At 64.9% G+C, this 18,924-nt stretch carries 17 protein-coding genes; 7 read left to right on the forward strand and 10 right to left on the reverse strand.

The features are described from left to right. Window positions 1-4: 4 nt before the first annotated feature. Window positions 5-973, reverse strand: a complete 969-nt coding sequence (locus tag QZM15_RS03430; RefSeq protein WP_059585023.1) for a LysR family transcriptional regulator — start codon at window positions 971-973, stop codon at window positions 5-7. A gap of 364 nt (window positions 974-1,337) precedes the next feature. Between QZM15_RS03430 and QZM15_RS03435 the strand changes: the two genes are divergently transcribed. The 4 genes from QZM15_RS03435 (at window position 1,338) to QZM15_RS03450 (ending at window position 5,672) form a co-directional block, all read left to right on the forward strand. Then, the gene (locus tag QZM15_RS03435; RefSeq protein WP_099317532.1) at window positions 1,338-2,513 is read left to right on the forward strand and encodes an HPP family protein; all 1,176 of its coding nucleotides are present in this window, start codon (window positions 1,338-1,340) and stop codon (window positions 2,511-2,513) included. 125 nt (window positions 2,514-2,638) lie between these two features. Further along, complete coding sequence (locus QZM15_RS03440; protein ID WP_059585021.1) at window positions 2,639-3,052, forward strand: MarR family winged helix-turn-helix transcriptional regulator; 414 nt, start codon at window positions 2,639-2,641, stop codon at window positions 3,050-3,052. Between the two features lie 14 nt (window positions 3,053-3,066). Then, window positions 3,067-4,854, forward strand: a complete 1,788-nt coding sequence (locus tag QZM15_RS03445) for a chloride channel protein (RefSeq protein ID WP_059585020.1) — start codon at window positions 3,067-3,069, stop codon at window positions 4,852-4,854. A 485-nt stretch (window positions 4,855-5,339) separates the two neighbouring features. Then, window positions 5,340-5,672 (forward strand): hypothetical protein, encoded by a 333-nt coding sequence (locus QZM15_RS03450; protein ID WP_179231799.1) that lies wholly within the window; start codon window positions 5,340-5,342, stop codon window positions 5,670-5,672. Window positions 5,673-5,762: 90 nt separating this feature from the next. Here QZM15_RS03450 and QZM15_RS03455 read toward each other — a convergent pair whose 3' ends face one another. Both QZM15_RS03455 and QZM15_RS03460 read right to left on the reverse strand, forming a co-directional pair. After that, the gene (locus tag QZM15_RS03455) at window positions 5,763-6,083 is read right to left on the reverse strand and encodes a pyrimidine/purine nucleoside phosphorylase (RefSeq protein WP_040140021.1); all 321 of its coding nucleotides are present in this window, start codon (window positions 6,081-6,083) and stop codon (window positions 5,763-5,765) included. Between the two features lie 173 nt (window positions 6,084-6,256). Beyond that, the gene (locus QZM15_RS03460; protein ID WP_059585018.1) at window positions 6,257-7,159 is read right to left on the reverse strand and encodes a LysR substrate-binding domain-containing protein; all 903 of its coding nucleotides are present in this window, start codon (window positions 7,157-7,159) and stop codon (window positions 6,257-6,259) included. Between the two features lie 181 nt (window positions 7,160-7,340). Here QZM15_RS03460 and QZM15_RS03465 point away from each other — a divergent pair, with 181 nt between their 5' ends. The 3 genes from QZM15_RS03465 to QZM15_RS03475 all read left to right on the forward strand — a co-directional run bounded on the left by QZM15_RS03465 (window position 7,341) and on the right by QZM15_RS03475 (window position 10,678). Beyond that, a complete protein-coding gene (locus QZM15_RS03465) occupies window positions 7,341-8,525 on the forward strand; it encodes a M20 aminoacylase family protein (protein WP_124657836.1) in 1,185 nt (394 codons plus the stop codon). 42 nt (window positions 8,526-8,567) lie between these two features. Further along, window positions 8,568-9,896, forward strand: coding sequence for an MFS transporter (locus tag QZM15_RS03470; RefSeq protein ID WP_059585016.1), 1,329 nt, complete (start codon window positions 8,568-8,570; stop codon window positions 9,894-9,896). Window positions 9,897-10,135: 239 nt separating this feature from the next. Next, window positions 10,136-10,678, forward strand: a complete 543-nt coding sequence (locus tag QZM15_RS03475; RefSeq protein WP_302105814.1) for a cysteine hydrolase family protein — start codon at window positions 10,136-10,138, stop codon at window positions 10,676-10,678. Window positions 10,679-10,707: 29 nt separating this feature from the next. On the opposite strand, the gene QZM15_RS03480 is transcribed toward QZM15_RS03475, so the two are convergent. The 7 genes from QZM15_RS03480 to QZM15_RS03510 all read right to left on the reverse strand — a co-directional run bounded on the left by QZM15_RS03480 (window position 10,708) and on the right by QZM15_RS03510 (window position 18,870). After that, window positions 10,708-10,998, reverse strand: a complete 291-nt coding sequence (locus QZM15_RS03480) for a hypothetical protein (RefSeq protein ID WP_180278242.1) — start codon at window positions 10,996-10,998, stop codon at window positions 10,708-10,710. Further along, window positions 10,995-13,028 carry a hypothetical protein gene (locus QZM15_RS03485; protein ID WP_124862140.1) on the reverse strand — a complete coding sequence of 678 codons (2,034 nt, stop codon included), beginning with the start codon at window positions 13,026-13,028 and terminating at the stop codon, window positions 10,995-10,997. Before QZM15_RS03485 ends, QZM15_RS03480 begins: the two co-directional genes overlap by 4 nt. A 676-nt stretch (window positions 13,029-13,704) precedes the next feature. Beyond that, window positions 13,705-14,811, reverse strand: coding sequence for a porin (locus tag QZM15_RS03490; protein WP_099317540.1), 1,107 nt, complete (start codon window positions 14,809-14,811; stop codon window positions 13,705-13,707). 63 nt (window positions 14,812-14,874) lie between these two features. Beyond that, window positions 14,875-15,294: a DoxX family protein gene (locus QZM15_RS03495; protein ID WP_060310849.1), complete on the reverse strand. Its 420-nt coding sequence runs from the start codon at window positions 15,292-15,294 to the stop codon at window positions 14,875-14,877. Between the two features lie 173 nt (window positions 15,295-15,467). Further along, window positions 15,468-16,745 (reverse strand): cytochrome c, encoded by a 1,278-nt coding sequence (locus tag QZM15_RS03500; protein ID WP_059585013.1) that lies wholly within the window; start codon window positions 16,743-16,745, stop codon window positions 15,468-15,470. 2 nt (window positions 16,746-16,747) lie between these two features. After that, a complete protein-coding gene (locus QZM15_RS03505; protein ID WP_059585012.1) occupies window positions 16,748-18,367 on the reverse strand; it encodes a GMC family oxidoreductase in 1,620 nt (539 codons plus the stop codon). Then, window positions 18,367-18,870 carry a sugar dehydrogenase complex small subunit gene (locus QZM15_RS03510; RefSeq protein WP_059639572.1) on the reverse strand — a complete coding sequence of 168 codons (504 nt, stop codon included), beginning with the start codon at window positions 18,868-18,870 and terminating at the stop codon, window positions 18,367-18,369. The genes QZM15_RS03505 and QZM15_RS03510 overlap by 1 nt, the downstream gene beginning before the upstream one ends. Window positions 18,871-18,924 lie beyond the last annotated feature (54 nt).

Here is an 18,924-nt window from a genome sequence, read left to right on the forward strand (position 1 = left end):
GCGGTCACGCGCGCAGGCGGCCGCCCGGCATGTGCTCCGTCGTCAGCCGGTCGAGCTCGCGCAGATCGTTTTCCAACGCGGGCGTGAGCGTCGTACGCAGGTGATCGAGGAAGGTCCGGATCTTCGCGTCGAGATAGCGGCGCGTCGCATAGACGGCATAGACGCTCACCGTCTGCAGCCGGTACGCCGGCAGCACGCGGATCAGGCGCCCTTCGCGGATATCGTCGAGCACCGTATACAGTGCCACGCACGCGATCCCCCGCCCGGCACGCACCGCGACGCACAGCGCGTCCGGCACGTTGACCTGGAACGGCGCCGGCTGCAGCTCGTAGACGGTTTCCTCGCCGTCGCCGCGCTCCAGGCGCCATTCGCTGGCCGGCGACGCGGGCGTGTCGAGGCGCAGGCACACGTGGTTCGGCAGGTCGTCGGGCGTCTGCGGCGTGCCGTGCCGCGCGAGGTATTCGCGCGATGCGACGAGCACGCTGCAGCTCGTGCCGCAGATCTGCGCGACATAACCCGAATCGGGCAACTGCGACGCCGTCACGATCGACACGTCGTAGCCCTCCTCGACCAGATTCGGCATCCGCTGCGCCAGCGTCAGCTCGACCGACACGTCGGGGTTGTCCTCCTGGTACCGGACGATCGACGACACGACATGACTCTTCCCGAGCCCCGTCATCGCATGAATGCGCATCTTGCCGCTCGGCCGCAGCAGCGCGTTGCGCGCCTCCGCGTTCGCGTAGTCGAGCTCCGCGAGGATCGATTTCGCGCGCTCGAAATAGCGCTCGCCGCTTTCGGTCAGGCCGAGATGGCGGGTCGTGCGATGCAGCAGGCGCGTCTGTACGTGGGCTTCGAGATTCGAGACCGCGCGCGACACCTGGGCGGTGGTCGCGTCGATTTCCTTCGCGACCGCGGTAAAACTGCCGGCTTCGACAACGCGCACGAACAGGCGCATGTTTTCGAGCATGTCCATTGAATTGGCTTGGGGAGAGTCAGTGGGGAGACGTCGGCGGCGCTCGCGTCAGGTGGGTAACGGAACGCGGGCGCGAAGAGCCACGTCGAATCGAGCGCCGTGCCGGGGAGAAGGCGGGAGAGCGGGCATCGAGGACAGGGTTCTGGCATGACGGGGGAATCGAGTGCGCCGAATTGTACGCCGCTGCGGACAAATTTGCGCGGTTACGCGGGCACAAGCTCCCATCCGATGAAAGGTTTTTGCAAGACTCATGCATCACGCGCGGCCAACGCGCCTGATGCGGCGCGACAATTTGTATCACAACGCGATATAATCCCGCGCTTGTCGCCGCGCCTCCGCGTTGCCGTTTTTACCGCTTACCCCCATGTCGCCAGGCTCCTACCCGTCGCGCCGCACGTTGCGGCAATGGCTGCACAGCTTCATTCCCCACCCGATGGCACTCGGCTGGCGCGAACGCCTGCGCTCGTGCACCGGCGCGCTCGTGGGCATTGCGACGGTCGGCGTCACGATGCGGCTATTGCCCGGCGTGCCGGGCCTCGTGCCGCTGCTCGTCGCGCCGATGGGCGCGTCGGCCGTACTGCTGTTCGCGGTGCCGGCAAGCCCGCTCGCGCAGCCGTGGTCGATCATCGGCGGCAATCTCGTCGCGGCGACGGTCGGCGTCGCGTGCGCGCAATGGATCGCCGATCCGGTCACGGCCGCCGCGGTCGCAATCGCCTGCGCGATCGGCGGGATGTTCGCGCTGCGCTGCGTGCACCCGCCGTCGGGCGCCGTCGCGCTCACGGCCGTGGTGGGCGGCCCCGCGATCCATGCGCTCGGCTTCGGCTTCGTCCTTCAGCCGATCGCGCTGCAATCGGCGATCCTGCTGTCGGCCGCGCTCGTCTATCACGCGCTGACCGGGCACCGCTACCCGCACGGCGGCGTGCGCCCCGAAGCGAAACCGCAGGCCGGCGCCGCCGCGCCGGCGCGCGGCGGCTTCACGCGCGGCGACCTCGACGCGGTGCTCAAGCGCCGCGGCGAATGGCTCGACGTCGATCCGGACGATCTCGAAACGCTGCTGCGCGAAACCGAAATGCAGGCTTATGCGCGCACGTTCGGCCAGTTGAAGTGCGCCGACCTGATGACGAAGAACGCGATCGAGGTCGCGCCGTCCACGTCGATCACGGCCGCGCTCGCGCTGCTCGACCGCCACCGCGTGAAGGCGCTGCCCGTGGTCGACGGCGAAGGCCGCCTGACCGGCATCGTCACGCGCGCCGACCTCACGCGCCCGTTGCGCCGTTCGACCCCGCTGTGGCAACGCCTGTCCGCACGATTGCCGCGATCGTTCGGCGGCCAGCCCGCGAGCGTCGCGTCCGTGATGACGCGCGACGTCGCGGCGGTGCCGGAAACGATGCCGATCACGGCGCTCGTGCCGTTGTTCACGCATTCGGGCCACCACCATATTCCGGTCGTCGATGCGTCGCGCCGGCTCGTCGGCATCATCACGCAGACGGATCTCGTCACGGGCCTTTATCGGCAGACCCAAATGCTCGAGGCCGCGTAGCGCACGCCCCGTCACTGTCCGCGGAACGCGAAACGTGAAACGCGCCCGTTCCGCCCGATTTCGTCCATTTATATCACGTTATGATATATTTACCGCCACCGTAACCGAATGCCCGACCGCCCCCGATGAACGATACCCGACGCGCACTGACGAAAAGCGATTTCCAGCAACTGTCCGAGTTCCGCTACCAGATGCGCCGCTTCGAGCGCTTCTCCGAACGTGCCGCGCAAAGCGAAGGCGTGACGCCGCTGCAATACCTGCTGCTGCTGCACATCAAGGGCTATCCGCATCGCGAATGGGCGACCATCGGCGAACTCGCGGAACGCCTGCAGGCGCACCACCACGGCGTCGTGGCGCTGGTGACGCGCTGCGAAGCGCTCGGACTCGTGAAGCGCAAGCCGAGCGAAGCCGACCGCCGCCAGGTCGAAGTCCATCTTGAAGCGGCCGGCGAAACGCTGCTCGCCCGTCTCGCGGCCATGCATCGTGCCGAGCTGAAGTCGCTCAAGGGCACGTTCCAGGTTCCCCAAATCGATTACTGACCCCTGCCACTCCGATGAACGCACCGCACAAACGCGATTTCTCGACCAACGAACGCCTGCCCAGGATCGCGTTGCTTGCCGCCGGGATCGGCCTGCTCAGCACGCTTGCCGCGTTCGTGCTGTTGAGCCTGATCCACCTGTTCACGAACCTGTTCTTCTTCCAGCAACTGTCGTTCGCCGACCGTTCGCCCGCGAACAACACGCTCGGCGCATGGGTGATCGCGGTGCCGGTGATCGGCGGGCTGATCGTCGGCTTGATGGCGCGTTTCGGTTCGGAAAAGATCCGCGGCCACGGCATTCCCGAGGCGATCGAGGCGATCCTGTTCGGCAAGAGCCGGATGTCGCCGAAGGTCGCGATCCTCAAGCCTCTGTCGTCCGGCGTCGTGATCGGCAGCGGCGGCCCGTTCGGCGCCGAAGGCCCGATCATCATGACGGGCGGCGCGCTCGGCTCGCTGATCGCGCAATGCGTGCACGTGACCGCCGCCGAGCGCAAGACGCTGCTCGTCGCCGGTGCGGCCGCCGGCATGACGGCCGTGTTCGGCACGCCGGTGGCCGCCGTGCTGCTCGCGGTCGAACTGCTGCTGTTCGAATGGCGTCCGCGCAGTTTCCTGCCGGTCGCGCTCGCGTGCGCGGTGGCCGGTTTCGCCCGTGCGGTGTTCTTCGGCGTCGATCCGCTGTTTCCGCTGACGACGGCCGCGCCGACGCCCGTCGCGCTGCTGTCGTGCATCGTCGCGGGCGTGCTGTCGGGCCTGCTCGCGTGCGGCTTGTCGGCCGCGCTCTACCGCGTCGAAGACGCCTTCGCGAAGCTGCCCGTGCACTGGATGTGGTGGCCGGCGATCGGCGCGATCGCGATCGGCGTCGGCGGCTGGCTCGAGCCGCGCGCGCTCGGCGTCGGCTACGACGTGATCGGCGACCTGCTGCACCAGCACATCGCGCTGAAGATCGCGCTCGCACTGCTGATCGTGAAGGCCGTGATGTGGGTGATCGCGCTCGGCTCGGGTACGTCGGGCGGCGTACTGGCCCCGCTGCTGATGCTCGGCGCCGGTCTCGGCACCGTGCTGTCGCCGGTACTGCCGGGTGGCGATCCCGCGCTGTGGCCGCTCGTGTGCATGGCCGCGACGCTCGGTGCGACGCTCGGCGCCCCGCTCACCGCGATCGTATTCGCCTTCGGTCTCACGCACGACACCAACGCGCTGCTGCCGCTGCTCGCGGCGACGCTCGTCGCGCACGGCTTCGCGACCATCGCGATGAAACGCTCGATCATGACGGAAAAGATCGCGCGCCGCGGCTACCACATCTATCGCGAATACGGTGTCGATCCGCTCGAGCGGCACGACATCGGCGAAGTGATGACGTCGGCCGACCGGCTCGTCGCGATCGACGGCGCGGCCACGCTCGATACCGTCGAAGCGCAATACTTCGGCGCGAAACAAACGCACCGTGCGTACCCGGTCGTGCAGCACGGCCGGCTGCTCGGCCTCGTCGATCGCGCGACGCTCGATGCACAGCGCGCGCAGGCCGGCGCCGACACGCCGATCTCGGCCGCGTTCGCCGAGCGCGCACCGGCCGTCGCGTTCGCGCACGAAACCTGCCGTGTCGTCGCGTCGCGCCTTGCGATGCTCGGCCTCGAACGCCTGCCGGTGGTCGCCGACGAGCAATCGCTGCGCATCACGGGCATCGTGTCGCGCAGCGACCTGATCAAGCCGGCGCTCCAGCACTTCGACGACGAACAGAAGCGCGAGCGCTTCCGCCCGGTCGTCCCGGCCAATCTGCGCGACGTCGGTTCGCGCAAGGCCGGCTGACATCACCCGCGTGCGCGGCGCTCTGCCGCGCGCATCGCTTCCTCGCCTCGCACTGCTCCACGATGCGGCGCGCCCGTGGCGCGCCGCATCGCCTCACTCCGTTGCTTTCGCCCGTTTAAAGTTGGTTAACAATCCGGCCGACGAAAGTTTGTCATCATCGTGCTCATGCGACGGGGCCATCCATCAGCCATTCCACTTCGTCATCCGATAAAGAGTCGCGGCGCGGCATGCGCACACATGCCGGCCGCCGCGGCCGTCACGTCACCACACCACGACCGGGCAGCGCGCCGACCGACGCATGACGTCGAGCCGTACACGACGCATGCCGCGCCGCAGCAACATGCGCAGCATTCGAGGCGCCGTTTGGCAAGCGCGTTAACAACTTGTTTCGGAATGACCGGAACCGTGCGTGCCCAACGCGATCTCACTTGCACGCAGCACTGCTGCGCATCCCACTCAATCAATCACGACTCGAGGGAGATAACGTGAACGTGAAATACTTACCGCTCATCGCATTGACCGTGGCAATTTCTGCTCATGCGGCCGAACCCGCCGTGCAGAACGTGGGACAAAGCCAGAAAGCAGCGCCGGACGTCTCGGCATGCATCGCCAAGACCTGGGCCGACAAGTCGCAACAACAGGTGATCTCGCAAAACGTGCTGGCCAACGGCCTCGCGACCGACGTGTACGCACCGGGCCAGCAGCCGCCGAACGGCGCCGCCGCGATGGTTCGTCCGTCGTGGAAGCCGGATGCGAAGACGTGGGTCGGCGTGCGCGGCGACGCAGCGGCCGCCGGCGACATCAGCGCCTGCCTGTAACGAAGGCTGGCGCACCGGATGGCCTTGCGCCATCCGCTTGCAACGGGCCCCGCTTCGGCGGGGCTTTTTCTTTGCCGCGCGAAAAGCGCGTTACAGGTAGCTGCACACGTAGTCGAGCGTCTCGATCACCTCGATGTCGAAGCGGCTTTTGCCCGGCACCGAGAACGATTCGCCGGCGCCGTAGGTCTGCCATTCGCTGCTGCCGTCGAGTTTCACGCGGCACTTGCCGGCCTGCACTTCCATCAATTCGGGCGCATCCGTGCCGAAGTTGAGCGCGCACGGCAGGATCACGCCGAGCGTCTTGCGCGTGCCGTCCGGGAAGAGCACGGTATGCGACACGCACTTGCCGTCGAAATAGACGTTCGCGCGCTTGACGACCGATACGTTGTCGAATTGGGTTGCACTGGTCATGTGATGCCTCTGATTGCTGGATGCCGGATGGCGATGGATTTGAAGGCCGGCCGAAGCGGCGGGCCGGCCGCTATGATACCGGCTCGCGCGGCGGGCGCCGCAATGGTACGCGGCCAGCGCGTGCCGGGCCCAGGATCGTCAGGATCACTACGCGATCCGCGCAAGGCGCCCTTTCATCGCAGCCCCTTGCGCCGCGCGGAATCGCGCAGGCAATCGAGCAGCATCGCCGCGGCCGGCGTCAGCGGGCTGTCGCGGCGCGTGACGACCTGCACCGATACGCCCGGCAAGCGCTCGCGAATCGGCAGCACCGCGAGCTGGTCGCGCGCCCATTCGCCTTGCAGCAATTGTTCCGGCATCGATGCGATCAGGTCGCAACCCGTCATCAGGCTGTGCGCGAGACCGAAGCTCGGGCATTCGACGACACGCGCCGGCACCGGCAGCCCGTACGCGACGAACGAGTTGAACAGCACCTGCGTCGAGCTTTCCGGCGACGGATTCATCAGCCAGTCGGCCTCGACGAGATCGGCGAGCGACGTGGCCGACGCGAGCGGATGCCCTTTGCGCGCGACGATCAGCGAACGGCTCGCATAGAGCTCCGCATGATCGAACTCGGCCGCCAGCAGTTCGGGCACGACGACCACCACCGCAAAATCGAGCGAACCGTCGTGCAGGCGCGGCAGCGCGACACCGGGAAACCCTTCGATCAGGTTGACGCGCGCCACTGGAAAGCGGCGCCGGAACGCACGAAACGCGTCGGGCAGGATCGTGACCGCCGCCGCCGGCGTGATCGCCGCCGAGACGGAACCCGTCATCGCCCCCTGCGCCTGCTCGATGTCGTCGCGGGCGCGCTGCATTTCGGCGACGATCAGCCGCGCGCGCACCTGCAACTGCTGGCCGAACGCGGTGAGTTGCACGCCGCGCGCGGTGCGCACGACGAGCGATACGCCGAGCGCGATCTCCAGTTCCTTGACCGCCTTCGTCAGCGCGGCCGGCGACACGTTCAGGCGCCGCGCGGCCGCGCGAATGCTCCCTTCCTCCGCGGCGGTGACGAACGCTTTCAGCTGATGGTATTTCATGGGGCGATGCGTGATCCGTGGAAACCCTGTGCGCCGTGCCGCGCAGGGGTTCAGGGTATTCCCGAGCGGCAACCGACGGTGTGCACCAAAGCAATTTAGCAGCTTCTGGTACGCAAAAGAAATTTATATGCTTGGTCGTCATATGCGCGTCAAATGCCCCACCAGCCCCACTGGAGAGACCATGCTGCAAGCCGTGAACCCCGTCATCCCCGGCATCGCCGCGATCGCCCCCGAGCTCGTCGAAGTACGCCGCCGCATCCACGCCCATCCCGAACTCGCATTCGAAGAGACGCTCACGAGCGACCTCGTCGCCGAGCTGCTCAGCGGCTGGGGTTACGACGTGCATCGCGGCATCGGCAAGACGGGCGTGGTCGGCGTGCTGCGCGAAGGGCAAGGCACGCGCACGGTCGGCCTGCGCGCCGACATGGACGCGCTGCCGCTCGCGGAAACCACGGGCCTGCCGTACGCCAGCCGCCATGCGAACAAGATGCATGCATGCGGCCATGACGGCCATACCGCGATGCTGCTGTGCGCGGCACGCCACCTCGCGGCCACGCGCCAGTTCTCCGGCACGCTGAACCTGATCTTCCAGCCGGCCGAGGAAAACTTCGGCGGCGCGAAGGCGATGATGGACGACGGCCTGTTCGACCGTTTCCCATGCGACGCGATTTTCGCGATCCACAACATGCCGGGCCGCGCGGCCGGTGACATGGCGTTCCGCACCGGCGCCGCGATGGCGTCGGCCGACCGCGTGACGATCACGCTGCGTGGCGTCGGCGGCCACGGCGCGATGCCGCATTTCGCGCGCGATCCGATGTCGGCCGCAGGCAGCATCATGGTCGCGCTGCAGACGATCGTCGCCCGCGAGGTCGATGCGCAGCATGCGGCCGTGATCACCGTCGGCAGCGTGCAGGCCGGCGAGACGTTCAACATCATTCCGGAAACCGTCGTGATGAAACTGTCGGTGCGCGCGCTGAACGCGGACGTGCGCGCCCTGCTCGCGCGCCGCATCGAAGCGCTTGCGAAAGGCCAGGCGGAAAGCTTCGGCGTCACCGCGGAAATCGACTACGACTACGGCTATCCGGTACTCGTCAATCACGCGGAACCGACCGCGTTCGCGGCCGGCATCGCGCGCCAGATGCTCGGCGCGGAACGCGTCGAAACCGAAGCGGCGCCGCTGATGGGCAGCGAGGACTTCGCATTCATGCTCGAGGCGCGCCCCGGCTGCTACGCGTTCATCGGCAACGGAGTCGGCAGCAAGGGCGGCTGCATGGTGCACAACCCCGGCTACGACTTCAACGACGACATCCTCGCGATCGGCGCGAGCTACTGGGTTCGCGTCGCCGAAGCCTGGCTCGCGGCCTGAACGCCCTTCACCACGCAGTTTCGCGCTAACCGGGGGAACCCCATGGAAACGTCCGCCCTTCCGTTCGCCGGCACGCCGGTCGATGCCCGCGCCGCCGCGAGAAAACGCCGGCTGATCGCGGCCGCCGCCGTCGGCAACGCGCTCGAGTTCTACGACTTCACCGTCTACAGCTTCTTCGCGATCCTGATCGGCAAGCTGTTCTTTCCGGTGCATTCGTCGTTCGGGCAACTGATGCTCGCGGTCGCGAGCTTCGGTGTCGGCTTCGTCACGCGTCCGCTCGGCGGGCTCGTGATCGGCATGTATGCGGACCGCGCCGGCCGCAAGAAGGCGATGATCCTCACGCTGCTGCTGATGGCGCTCGGCACCGCGACGATCGCGGTCGCGCCGACCTTCGCGCAGATCGGCATCGCCGCGCCGCTGCTGCTCGTGCTCGCCCGGTTGCTGCAGGGCTTCGCGTCGGGCGGCGAAGTCGGTGCGTCGACGACGTTGCTGCTCGAACAGGCGCCGCAGCATCGGCGCGGTTTCTATGCGTCGTTCCAGTTCTCGAGCCAGGGGCTCGCCGCGCTCGCGGGCGCGCTCACCGGCGTCGCGCTGACGTCGACGCTGACGGCCGCGCAACTCGAAAGCTGGGGCTGGCGCGTGCCGTTCATCATCGGCACGCTGTTCGTGCCGCTCGGCTACTGGCTGCGCAAGACCGTCGAGGAAGTGCCTGCGGCCGCGCCTGCTGCTGCCGCGCATGCATCCGGGGAAAAGGTCGCGTCGCTACCGCTCGCCGACGTGCTGCGTCATCACGGCAAGGCCGTGTTCGCAGGCCTCGGCGTGACGATCGGCGGCACGTCGATCCACTACATCATCGTGTTCTACATGGCGATCTACGGCGTGCAGGTGCTGCACCTGCCGACGTGGCTGTCGATGACGGCCGGCTGCGTCGCCGGGGCGATCCTGATGCTCGTGACGCCGATCGGCGGCCATCTGTCCGACGTGTACGGGCGCAACCGGATCGTCTGGTGGACGCGCATCGTGCTGATGGCCGCGATCTACCCCGCGTTCATCGCACTGAATCGCTGGCCGGGCGCCGCGTCGCTGCTGTCGATCATCGCCGCGCTGTCGATCGTGCATGCGATCAACATCGGCGCGACGGGGGCGATGCTCGGCGAGTTGTTTCCGCGAGCGGTGCGGGCGACCGGCGGTGCGCTCGTGTATAGCGTGGGCGTCGCGATCTTCGGCGGCTTCGCGCAGTTCTTCGTCACGTGGCTGATCGCGGCGACCGGCAATCCGAATGCGCCGGCGTGGTATGCGATCGGGTGTGGTGTCTTCACGCTGCTCGCGATTCGCTGCATGGACGAGAAGGCGGGGAAGGCGCTCGATTGAGCGTTGGGGGGATGCGCGATGTGCGAAGCGTCATTGACGTCGCGCGCGCCCATCGGGCATCATTGACCAATGCACAACGCCACGATCACCCTTTCGACGACCACGCGCACGACCGCCTTCGGCGGGCCCGTGCGGCGAGTGCGCACAGGATCGTAGCGTCACCGATTCCACAGGCCCCGCCGGTTCCGGACGGGGTCTTTTCGTTTCTCCGTCTGCATCGGCCACTCAGGAGAAACGCCATGTCCGAAGCCCCTTCCCCGAAACGCGCACTGCTCGTGATCGACATGCAGGTCGGGTTGTTCCACGGCCCCGATCGTCCGTATGACGGCGAACGCGTGCTGGCCAACATCAATCGGCTGATTCGCCGCGCGCATGAAGCCAGTGCGCCCGTGTTCGCCGTGCGCCACATCGGCCCGGCCGGCCCGCCGATCGCGCCCGATGCGCCGCTGGCCGCGCTGCTGCCGGAGCTCGCTATCGATACGGCGCGCGACATCGTGTTCGACAAGACCCGGCCGAGTTGCTTCGCAGGCACGCGGCTCGCCGAGTGGCTGCACGCGGCTGGTATCGGAGAAATCGTGATTGCCGGGATGAAGACGCAGTACTGCGTCGATACCGCGTGCCGTGCGGCCACCGATCTCGGGTTTCGCGCGGTGCTCGTTGCCGATGCGCATACCTGCATGGACACGCCCGCGCTGCCGGCCGAGCGGATCGTCGCGCATCACAATGCAACGCTTGGCGGGCCGTTCGCGGTGCTCACGCCGACTGAGGCCTGCCTGTTCTGAGGCAAGGCGCGAGACGAGCCGTAAAGGCCTCAGCAAAACCCCATCGCGCGCGTCGCCTTGATACACGACGATGCGTCGCGAACTGAAACAACTTTCCTCGAGAACGTCACGTCTCCGGACAGAAATTGGCTGAGCCGTTGGTCGAAGTGATATGAAAACTTGATCAGGTCGATGGTGTTCCGGAAGGTTTCCTTGGGCAGCTTGCCCTTCATCACCGAATGAATAAAGCGCTTGATCAGATGTAGCGCTCTCACGCGAAACGAAACCTCCACCCTCAAGATCAATGAACACTTGACGAGCAGCGTCCGCTCCGCTTTCACGCCGTTTGCCGATCGTTCCTCGATGTATATGCATCCAACTCGAGCGCGTACTCATATTCTGAGTAAAAATCCCGCAGAGGCGTCATCATACGTCGCGTGCGCTGTAGCTCTTTTGCGAAGTCCTCGTTGCTGCTCGTGCGTTCGAGAATGAGAAGCAGTTGAAATACCGAGAGACTCCAGGAAGTAGAGAAGGGAAACGGTGTGTCGAAGACAGACTCCTTCGCGCGACTCGCTGCATCTTTCAGCTTGCGAAACCAGTCATGCAGAGCATCGAACTCCTTTTGTCGCTTGGAGTTTATTGCGATGAATTGATTAACGCATCCCGCAAACAGGAACTTTTGCAAGAATGGCCGATCGTGAAGGCTTCCAAGATCGCCACGCGTTATTGATAATTTGAGAACTTCCCGTGATCCTAGGGTAAGCGGCGCTGCCGACGTCCCTTGATTCAACGTTATCGTGCCCTGCTCCAGAAGCACAGCGTGTCGCTCCATCGCTTGCGCTTGCGGTCGCACGACCGCCTGCCCGAGGTCTGACAGGGCCGCGACGTCATCGCCGGATCGTGCTTGTCGTCGCAACATCTTGCTCTTCAACTCGAAAACGATCACGTGGTTCGCCGTCTCTACAACCGCATCACATTCGCCTTTCGATCCGTTCGCCTGGTATTCGCCGTGCAGCACAGAGACGCCATGTTGCTCGAGTTTTACGCGAACGAAGTCCTCAAATAGCGGACCGACAACTTTCTCGTCAAAGCTGCCTTTCTTCCAATTTTTTCGACACCATTGCAGCGCCGCATTGACCGTGGCGCGAGCCGCGAGCGGCGGGATCTGCATGAAAAACGTACCGTTGTTCAGTAGCAGCGGGTGAAACGCCGCATCTACAGCGTTGTCCTCTGGCGGAAACGTCAGAGATTGGTTGGCGCCCGATACGTGCGTGAATACGTTGAGGAGCAGGTTCGCAGCGGGCGTAAGATCCAGATTTGTCGCAAACGCAATGCTTTCCGGCGGGACTCGGACAAACTCCTGCGTCACGCCATCTGCGCACGCCCGCTCGCATGCTCGCAAGATAACTCTGGCAGCCGCCAGTATCTGGGCCGACGTCGTGCCATGCTCGTCTTTCAGCTCGGCTAGTGGCTTCTGGGATATCGTCCATTCCAGATACTCACGCGCGTGGGCGGGTTTCGCTTGCGTCAAAAGAAACGTTGCATCGTATACGATTGACTTTTGCATGATGCGGACCATGTCCACATTTCTCGCAAACGCCAATTCGAAAGTTCCCACCGACAGGTCGAGCATCGCAGTTGCCCAAGTCACAAGGTCAACAAGCTCGGCAAGCATAGCTTCAGGAGAGGGCGCGGTCGGGGCCAGCGAAAAGTATCGCAAGCCGAGTTGGTACAAATACGCCAATGGCAGGTCGGGCTGCGCGTTCACTTGAATGGTTTGACCATTGCGCCCAAGCTTGTATCGACCTGTTACCGCACTATACGTACGCGCAATTGCGCCCGCTGCACTTGAAGCCAGAATGGCACCCAGAGAGGCCGATTTTCGCTCAATATCTTCTGCAAGCCGCCGCGTCTCGGCCGGGGATATGTGCATTCCTCCATCGACCGGCAGATCGATCTGATAGCCCGACTTCCTCAGTCCATTGATGGCTATCGAGAGGCAATTCACGCGCGCGTTTGACTGCCATACCAGATCGACTGGCAGTCCACTTTGGCTCGCCGCATACACTGCTGCGAGCTCCACGGCGCGCTCCCAGTTGCTAGTCACGTCAGGATAATCCCCTCGTTGACGAAGCGCCTGTTGGACTGCCTCAGCTACCCCGAGGTATGGATCTGCAGGTTCCTGCTCGCACAAAAATCGCACTCCGAGATCGTCGACGATGCGGACGAGCTCAGATAGCGCCTGATCACTCTCTTTCGCGGTAAAGCATGCGCGGATTTGTTCGAGCAGCTTGTCGCCTTGACTATTCACCGCACCCGACGACGTGGTGATGTGGGCGTCGACCAGCGACTTAAATGTCTTCAGATCCATAGCGTTGGAATTGTCCTGTCAGAGTCATTTGATTTGGATCAACGCAGCGACACCGTAGATCCTCCCTGATTGCTTTCGCGTCGGAGTAGCAACCGTCAGATTGTCTCGCCGATTTCGAGGAAACCAGATGATTATGGAGCAGATGCAACAGATCGCCCTGCGGCAACGGCGACCGTCCACGATATAGTCTGAATCAGACTGCGCTTTCATTAGGTCGGTAGTGCTGCTTTTGAGATACAAACCGGCCACTCAAATAACGACACTGTAGGATAGGCGTGTGCCCGTTATTGGCCGTTCTAAGACACCCCAGTAGCCGCTTGCACTGCAGCACCTTCTCAGCGTAGCCCTCTGCTAAATCAACCGCGGAGTGCAGATACCTGAATTTCAGCTTGCAAAAAACGTCAACGAATGTGAATCTACCAAGCGGTCTTTATCGGTATATCGGTAGTGGTGTGATACCCCGCAGCCGGTCATCCGGCCATCAGATCAGCTACAAAACGGCGGACGACCAACCTGCCGTTTCCATGCAGGATCAATTCCCCAAGTCCGCCCGCTGTCGGTCATGATGCGTCGACACCAGTACGCACGCACCTCAACGCCCCAACAAGCCCCCTAAACGCAAAAAGGCACGGACCTTCATCGCCCATGCCTTTTTCCCCTACACGAACCACCTCATTCAGAACGTGTGCATCATCCCCACATACGCGCCGGTCTGCGACTCGCCCGTCATCGGACTCGTCCCTGACGTCGCATCGCGCGGCGACGCAATCAGCGAAAAGTTCGAATTGCCGCCATTCCGCACATACGCGACCGTCCCATACAGGAACGTGCGTTTCGACAGGTTGTACGTGGTGCCGAGCACGTACATGATCGCGTGACCCGACGGATCGTGCGACGCATCGCCGCCGCCGTCGCCCACCTTCACGTAGTACCCGCCGCCCGTCACCGCCCATTGCGGCGTCGCCGTATACGTCGCACCGAGCCAGTAATGATCGGCACGATCGGCCACCCCCGCCGGGCTGTCCGGCGCCTGGTAGTGCGTATACGCCCCCTGGATCTTGAACTTCGACACCTTCACGTTCGCCCCGACGAAGTACTCGCGCGACGCGGTGAAGATGTTGCTGAACTTGCCGTTGTTGTCGCGCAGTTCGTCGTAGATGCCGCGCACGTCGAGCACCGGCGAGTGGTACGAGATCATGATCCCGTCCGAGCGGCCGAAATCGTCGGCCGCACCGTAGTTGAACCCGCGCGACTGGTTGCCGAACGCGTATTGCGCCTGCACGTCGAAGCCGCCGATCACCGGGCTGTGATATTCGATGTTGTTGCTGCTTTGCGGCCAGTTGCGGCCACGCACGAGCGACGCCGACGAAAACGCCTGCTGGACGAACGGATCGAATTCCCACACGCCGTCGCTGTCGATGAACAGGTTGCGGCCGGCCTGCAACTGGCCCCACGTGTCGCTCTTCAGCCCGACGTATGCGCGCCGTGACCACATGCGCCCGCCGCCCGTCTGGCCGTTCATCACCTGGAACGCGGTTTCCAGGTTGAAGACCGTCGACAGCCCGCCGCCGAGATCCTCGACGCCCTTCAGCCCGAACATGCTGGTGCCCCAGTCGCCGCTTTCCGCGCTCCAGCGCGTGCCGCTGCCGCCGTTCGGCTTCGCGATGTGGTTCAGGTATTCGACGCCGCCGTCGATCCGGCCGTACAGCGTGACGCTCGTCTGTGCAAACGTAACCGCCGGCGTGGCGGCCGCAATCAGCCATGCGAAGTATTTGAGTCGCAAAATGATGCCCCCTCGAAGTCTCGACCGTCCGACGCGCGCCCCATGCACGCGCCTCGGGTCTGCTTAGCCGCGATCGATCGAAAAACGTCCGGGGCCGGCCGCGCAGAGCGCGAGCAAGCCGCCCGAGATCGCGATGTTCTTGTAGAAGTGAATCATGTTGTTGATCTGCTCGCCGCCCGTCATCGTCCAGTAGTGATGGCCGATGATGCCGGTGCCGATCGTATACAGCGCAAGCAGCAGCGCGAGCGCGCGCGTCTGGAAACCGACGAGGATCGCGATCCCGACGAACAGCTCCATCACGACGGAGATCGCCGCCGAGATGATCGGCGCCGGTGCGCCCTCGCTGCCCATGAACGCGATCGTACCGGAGAAGTCGACAATCTTCTTCCAGCCGAACATCACGAACAGGATCACGAGCAGAATGCGGGACAGCAGCAGCAGCACATCGCGCTGGGACGCGAGAAACGGTTGATTCGGTGTCATGGTGTGATCAACGAAAACGATGCGCGCAACCGCACGCACCGGATTGCCTGTGAACCGGAGCGGGCGGCCACCCGCGCCGCCCGCTCCGCTCTGCAACAACCGGCATCGGGGCCCGCCCGATGTGCTGTGCTCCTCCTCTTTTATGTTGTCGCCCTGCTTCGTCGCGCGCCGCGTCAGCGCAGCTTCGCGACGTCCTGCTCGGTCACCTTCGCGGCCGGATTGCCGAACTGCCCGGTCAGGTAGTTCGTCAGCGCGGCGATCTGCGCGTCCGACAGCTCGTGGCGGAACGCCGGCATCCCGACGTCCTCGCTACCGGCCTTGCGCTGCACGCCGTTCAGGATCACCTGCACGAGGTTGGTCGGATTCGACGCGCCGACCGTCGAGTTGTGGAACAGCGGCGGGTAGTAACCGTCCGGCGTGCCCTTGCCCTGCATCTGGTGACAGGTCGCGCAGTTGCCGAGATACAGCCGCGCCGGGTCGATACCCGACGACGCGAGCGCGACGCCGCGCAGCTTCAGGCCGTCCTCGGCCGGCTTGCCCCACGACGAGCGCGACTGCTTCGCGTCGCCGCTGGCCACGGCCGGCACCGTACGGATGTACGTCGAGATCGCGCCGATGTCGGCTTCGGTCATCTTCGAGAAGCTGTGCTCGATCGCCTCCGCCATCGGGCCGGCTGCCTGCGCGAGGCCCGGCACGCTGCCGGTGCGCAGGTACTGGACGAGCTGCTGCTGCGTCCAGCCGCCGATCCCCGCGTTCGGGTCGGACGTGATGTTGTAGCCGTCCCAACCCGCGAGCACCGAGCCCGACAGGAAGCTCCCGCCCGTTTCGTCGAGCGACTTCTCCTGCATCGCGATGCCGCGCGGCGTGTGGCACGTGCTGCAGTGCGCGAGGCCCTGCACGAGATACGCGCCGCGGTTCCATTCGGCGCTCTGCTCGGGCTTCGGCTGGTACACGCCGTCCTTCAGGAACAGCCAGTTCCAGATCTTCAGCGGCCAGCGCATGCTCAGCAGCGCGGGGATCTCGTTCTTCGGCGGCGCCTGCTTGACCGGTTCGACGCCGTGCATGAAGTACGCGTACAGCGCCCGCACGTCGTCGTCGTTGATCTTCGCGTACGACACGTACGGCATCGCCGGATACAGGTTGTCGCCGTTCTTCGACACGCCGTGACGCACCGCGCGCTCGAAATCGTCGAACGTCCAGTTGCCGATACCCGTATCGGGATCGGGCGTGATGTTGCTCGTATAGATCTTGCCGAGCATCGGCACCGGCATGCCGAGACCGCCCGCGAACGGCTTGCCGCCTTTCGCGGTGTGGCAGGCCATGCAGTCGCCGGCGACCGCGAGGTATTCGCCGCGCTTGACCTGCGCCGGATCGGCCGAATCGGCCGCGCGTGCGAGGCCGGGCAACGCAAGGCAGCCGGCCAGGAGGAAGGTGAGAGTAGATTTCCGCACGGTCAGACTTCCTTCTTCAGCGTGTCCGACATCCGCAGCGCGAGCGCCGCGATCGTCAGCGTCACGTTCACCGTACCGACGGTCGGCATCGTCGAGCTGCTCGAGATGAACAGGTTCGGATGGTCGAACGTGCGGCAGTCCTTGTCGACGACCGAGTCGCGCGCATCCGCGCCCATGATCGTCGCGCCGGTGATGTGGTTGTTCGGCGCGAACTCGTCGTTGAAGACGACGTCGGTGCCGCCGAGCACCTTCGCGGCCGTCGCGTAGACCTCGCGCGTGTGCACGGCGCCGCGCTTCACGTAATCGTCGATCGCATACGTGATCTCCGGGCGCGGGATGCCGATCGCGTCGGTGGCCGTCTTGCTCGGCACGATGCGGTTCTCGGGCTGCGGCAGGATTTCGTGAAAGCAGTCGAACTGCACGTAGCGCGCGGAACGGTCGCGGATCTGCGCGTCGAGTTCCTCGTGCTTCATCAGCTTGCCGGCCTTGAAGATCTTCTGCGTCTCCTGATTGATGCGCGACATGTTCGACAGGTGGATCTTCTTCGCGGCTTCGGTCGCGCGGAACGGGCCGTCGCGGAAACCGATCAGCGACGTCATCTCCTGCGGGCCGCGGCCCGGCCACAGCTTCTCGCTCGCGTAGAACGACACGCCGGTGCCGGGGTGGTCCATCAGGTTGCGGCCGACCATGTCGGAGCTGTTCGCGACGCCGTTCGGGAAATCGCGGTTCGCGGACATCAGCAGGATCTTCGGCGTCTCGATGCCATTCGCGGCGAGCACGAAGTACTTGCCCTCGACGCGATGGTCGGCGCCCGTCTTGTCCTTGTAGATCGCGGCGACGATGCGCTTGTCCGGCCCGGTCTCGAGCTTGTAGACCACCGCGCTGTCGATCAGCTTCGCGCCGGCCTGCTCGGCCTTCTCGACGTGGACGATGCCGTTGTACATCGCGCCGATCGGGCAGATCGGCATGCAGTTGTTGTTCCCGCAACAAGTCGGCCGGCCGTCGTACGGGCGGCTGTTGCGCGCGACGGGCTCGGTCACCACGTGGAACTTCGGGTCGTAGCCGTTCAGCGCGCTCTTGATGGTCTGCTCGTTGAACGACAACGGCAGCGGCGGCATCGGGTACGCCTGCTTGCGCGGCGAGTACAAATCTTCCTCGGGGCCCGGGCCCCACACGCCGAGCTCTTCCTCGGCACGCTGATAGTAATGCTCGAGATCGTCGTACTGGATCGGCCAGTCGCGGCCGACGCCGTACACCGTCTTCATCTTGAAGTCGTTCGGGATGAAGCGCCACGCCGACGCGGCCCAGTGCCACGTCGTGCCGCCCACCGCGCGGATGTACTGCGAGTTGAACTTGTGCTCGCCCTTCAGGATCAGGTAGTCGTTCGGCGGGCCGTATTCCGGATGCGGGGCCCACGGGCTCGACGGGTACGGCGCCATGAAATCGGTCTTGTCGGGCTGGTTGCGAAAGCGCTCGACGATTTCCCAGCGCGGCATGCGCGGGCCGGCTTCCAGCAGGATCACGGACTTGCCCGCCATCGCGAGCTGGTGCGCGACGATCGCGCCGGCGACACCGGACCCGACGACGACGATGTCGGCCTTTTGCGTATCGGTATCGGCCATCAGGCTTGCCTCTCGATCGGTTTTTCGGCCCAGAAGCCGGGTTTGTTGGGGCAATACGAAGGGATCACGAGGGTATCGGACACCACGCTGAACATTAATGCTTCTTCGTAGGTAATCACGACGTCGTCGACGATGCCGAGATACCACGCGCCGAGAATCGTCAATGCGAGCGATTCCTGGTCGGGATTCAGCGAGCCGGATGCGAGCGCGCCGGCAAGTTGCGGCAGGCTGTCGGCCGTCTTGAACGAGCCCTTCTGCAAGGCCTGCAGATAGCGCTGACCGGTCACGCGGCTCAGCCCTTTCTTGCCGGTCAATGCTTCGGAAAGCGTCATGAACGTATCGAGCGGCGCGGTGCCGGGATCGTCGGCCAGGGCCCGCAACGCCAGCGAGCCGGTGAGGCCCGCCGCCGTCAGCGCCAGTGCGCCCTGCAGCCATTGACGCCGCGTGATGCCGGTTGCGGCTGCGTCGTCACGACGCGATTGGGGGGTGTTGTCGTTGTGCATGTTTCCTTCTCTCGAACACCGGATTCGGGAAAACCACGCTTGATATTTCTCAAA

Origin of the sequence: Burkholderia sp. AU44665 (assembly GCF_030504405.1) — a bacterium.
GTDB lineage: Bacteria > Pseudomonadota > Gammaproteobacteria > Burkholderiales > Burkholderiaceae > Burkholderia > Burkholderia semiarida.

What these genes read in the sequence shown, in the direction of transcription:
- QZM15_RS03430 (WP_059585023.1), bottom strand. Translation starts at nt 973, where the DNA reads ATGGACATGCTCGAAAACATGCGCCTGTTCGTGCGCGTTGTCGAAGCC.
- QZM15_RS03435 (WP_099317532.1), top strand. Translation starts at nt 1,338, where the DNA reads ATGTCGCCAGGCTCCTACCCGTCGCGCCGCACGTTGCGGCAATGGCTG.
- QZM15_RS03440 (WP_059585021.1), top strand. Translation starts at nt 2,639, where the DNA reads ATGAACGATACCCGACGCGCACTGACGAAAAGCGATTTCCAGCAACTG.
- QZM15_RS03445 (WP_059585020.1), top strand. Translation starts at nt 3,067, where the DNA reads ATGAACGCACCGCACAAACGCGATTTCTCGACCAACGAACGCCTGCCC.
- QZM15_RS03455 (WP_040140021.1), bottom strand. Translation starts at nt 6,083, where the DNA reads ATGACCAGTGCAACCCAATTCGACAACGTATCGGTCGTCAAGCGCGCG.
- QZM15_RS03460 (WP_059585018.1), bottom strand. Translation starts at nt 7,159, where the DNA reads ATGAAATACCATCAGCTGAAAGCGTTCGTCACCGCCGCGGAGGAAGGG.
- QZM15_RS03465 (WP_124657836.1), top strand. Translation starts at nt 7,341, where the DNA reads ATGCTGCAAGCCGTGAACCCCGTCATCCCCGGCATCGCCGCGATCGCC.
- QZM15_RS03470 (WP_059585016.1), top strand. Translation starts at nt 8,568, where the DNA reads ATGGAAACGTCCGCCCTTCCGTTCGCCGGCACGCCGGTCGATGCCCGC.
- QZM15_RS03475 (WP_302105814.1), top strand. Translation starts at nt 10,136, where the DNA reads ATGTCCGAAGCCCCTTCCCCGAAACGCGCACTGCTCGTGATCGACATG.
- QZM15_RS03485 (WP_124862140.1), bottom strand. Translation starts at nt 13,028, where the DNA reads ATGGATCTGAAGACATTTAAGTCGCTGGTCGACGCCCACATCACCACG.
- QZM15_RS03495 (WP_060310849.1), bottom strand. Translation starts at nt 15,294, where the DNA reads ATGACACCGAATCAACCGTTTCTCGCGTCCCAGCGCGATGTGCTGCTG.
- QZM15_RS03505 (WP_059585012.1), bottom strand. Translation starts at nt 18,367, where the DNA reads ATGGCCGATACCGATACGCAAAAGGCCGACATCGTCGTCGTCGGGTCC.
- QZM15_RS03510 (WP_059639572.1), bottom strand. Translation starts at nt 18,870, where the DNA reads ATGCACAACGACAACACCCCCCAATCGCGTCGTGACGACGCAGCCGCA.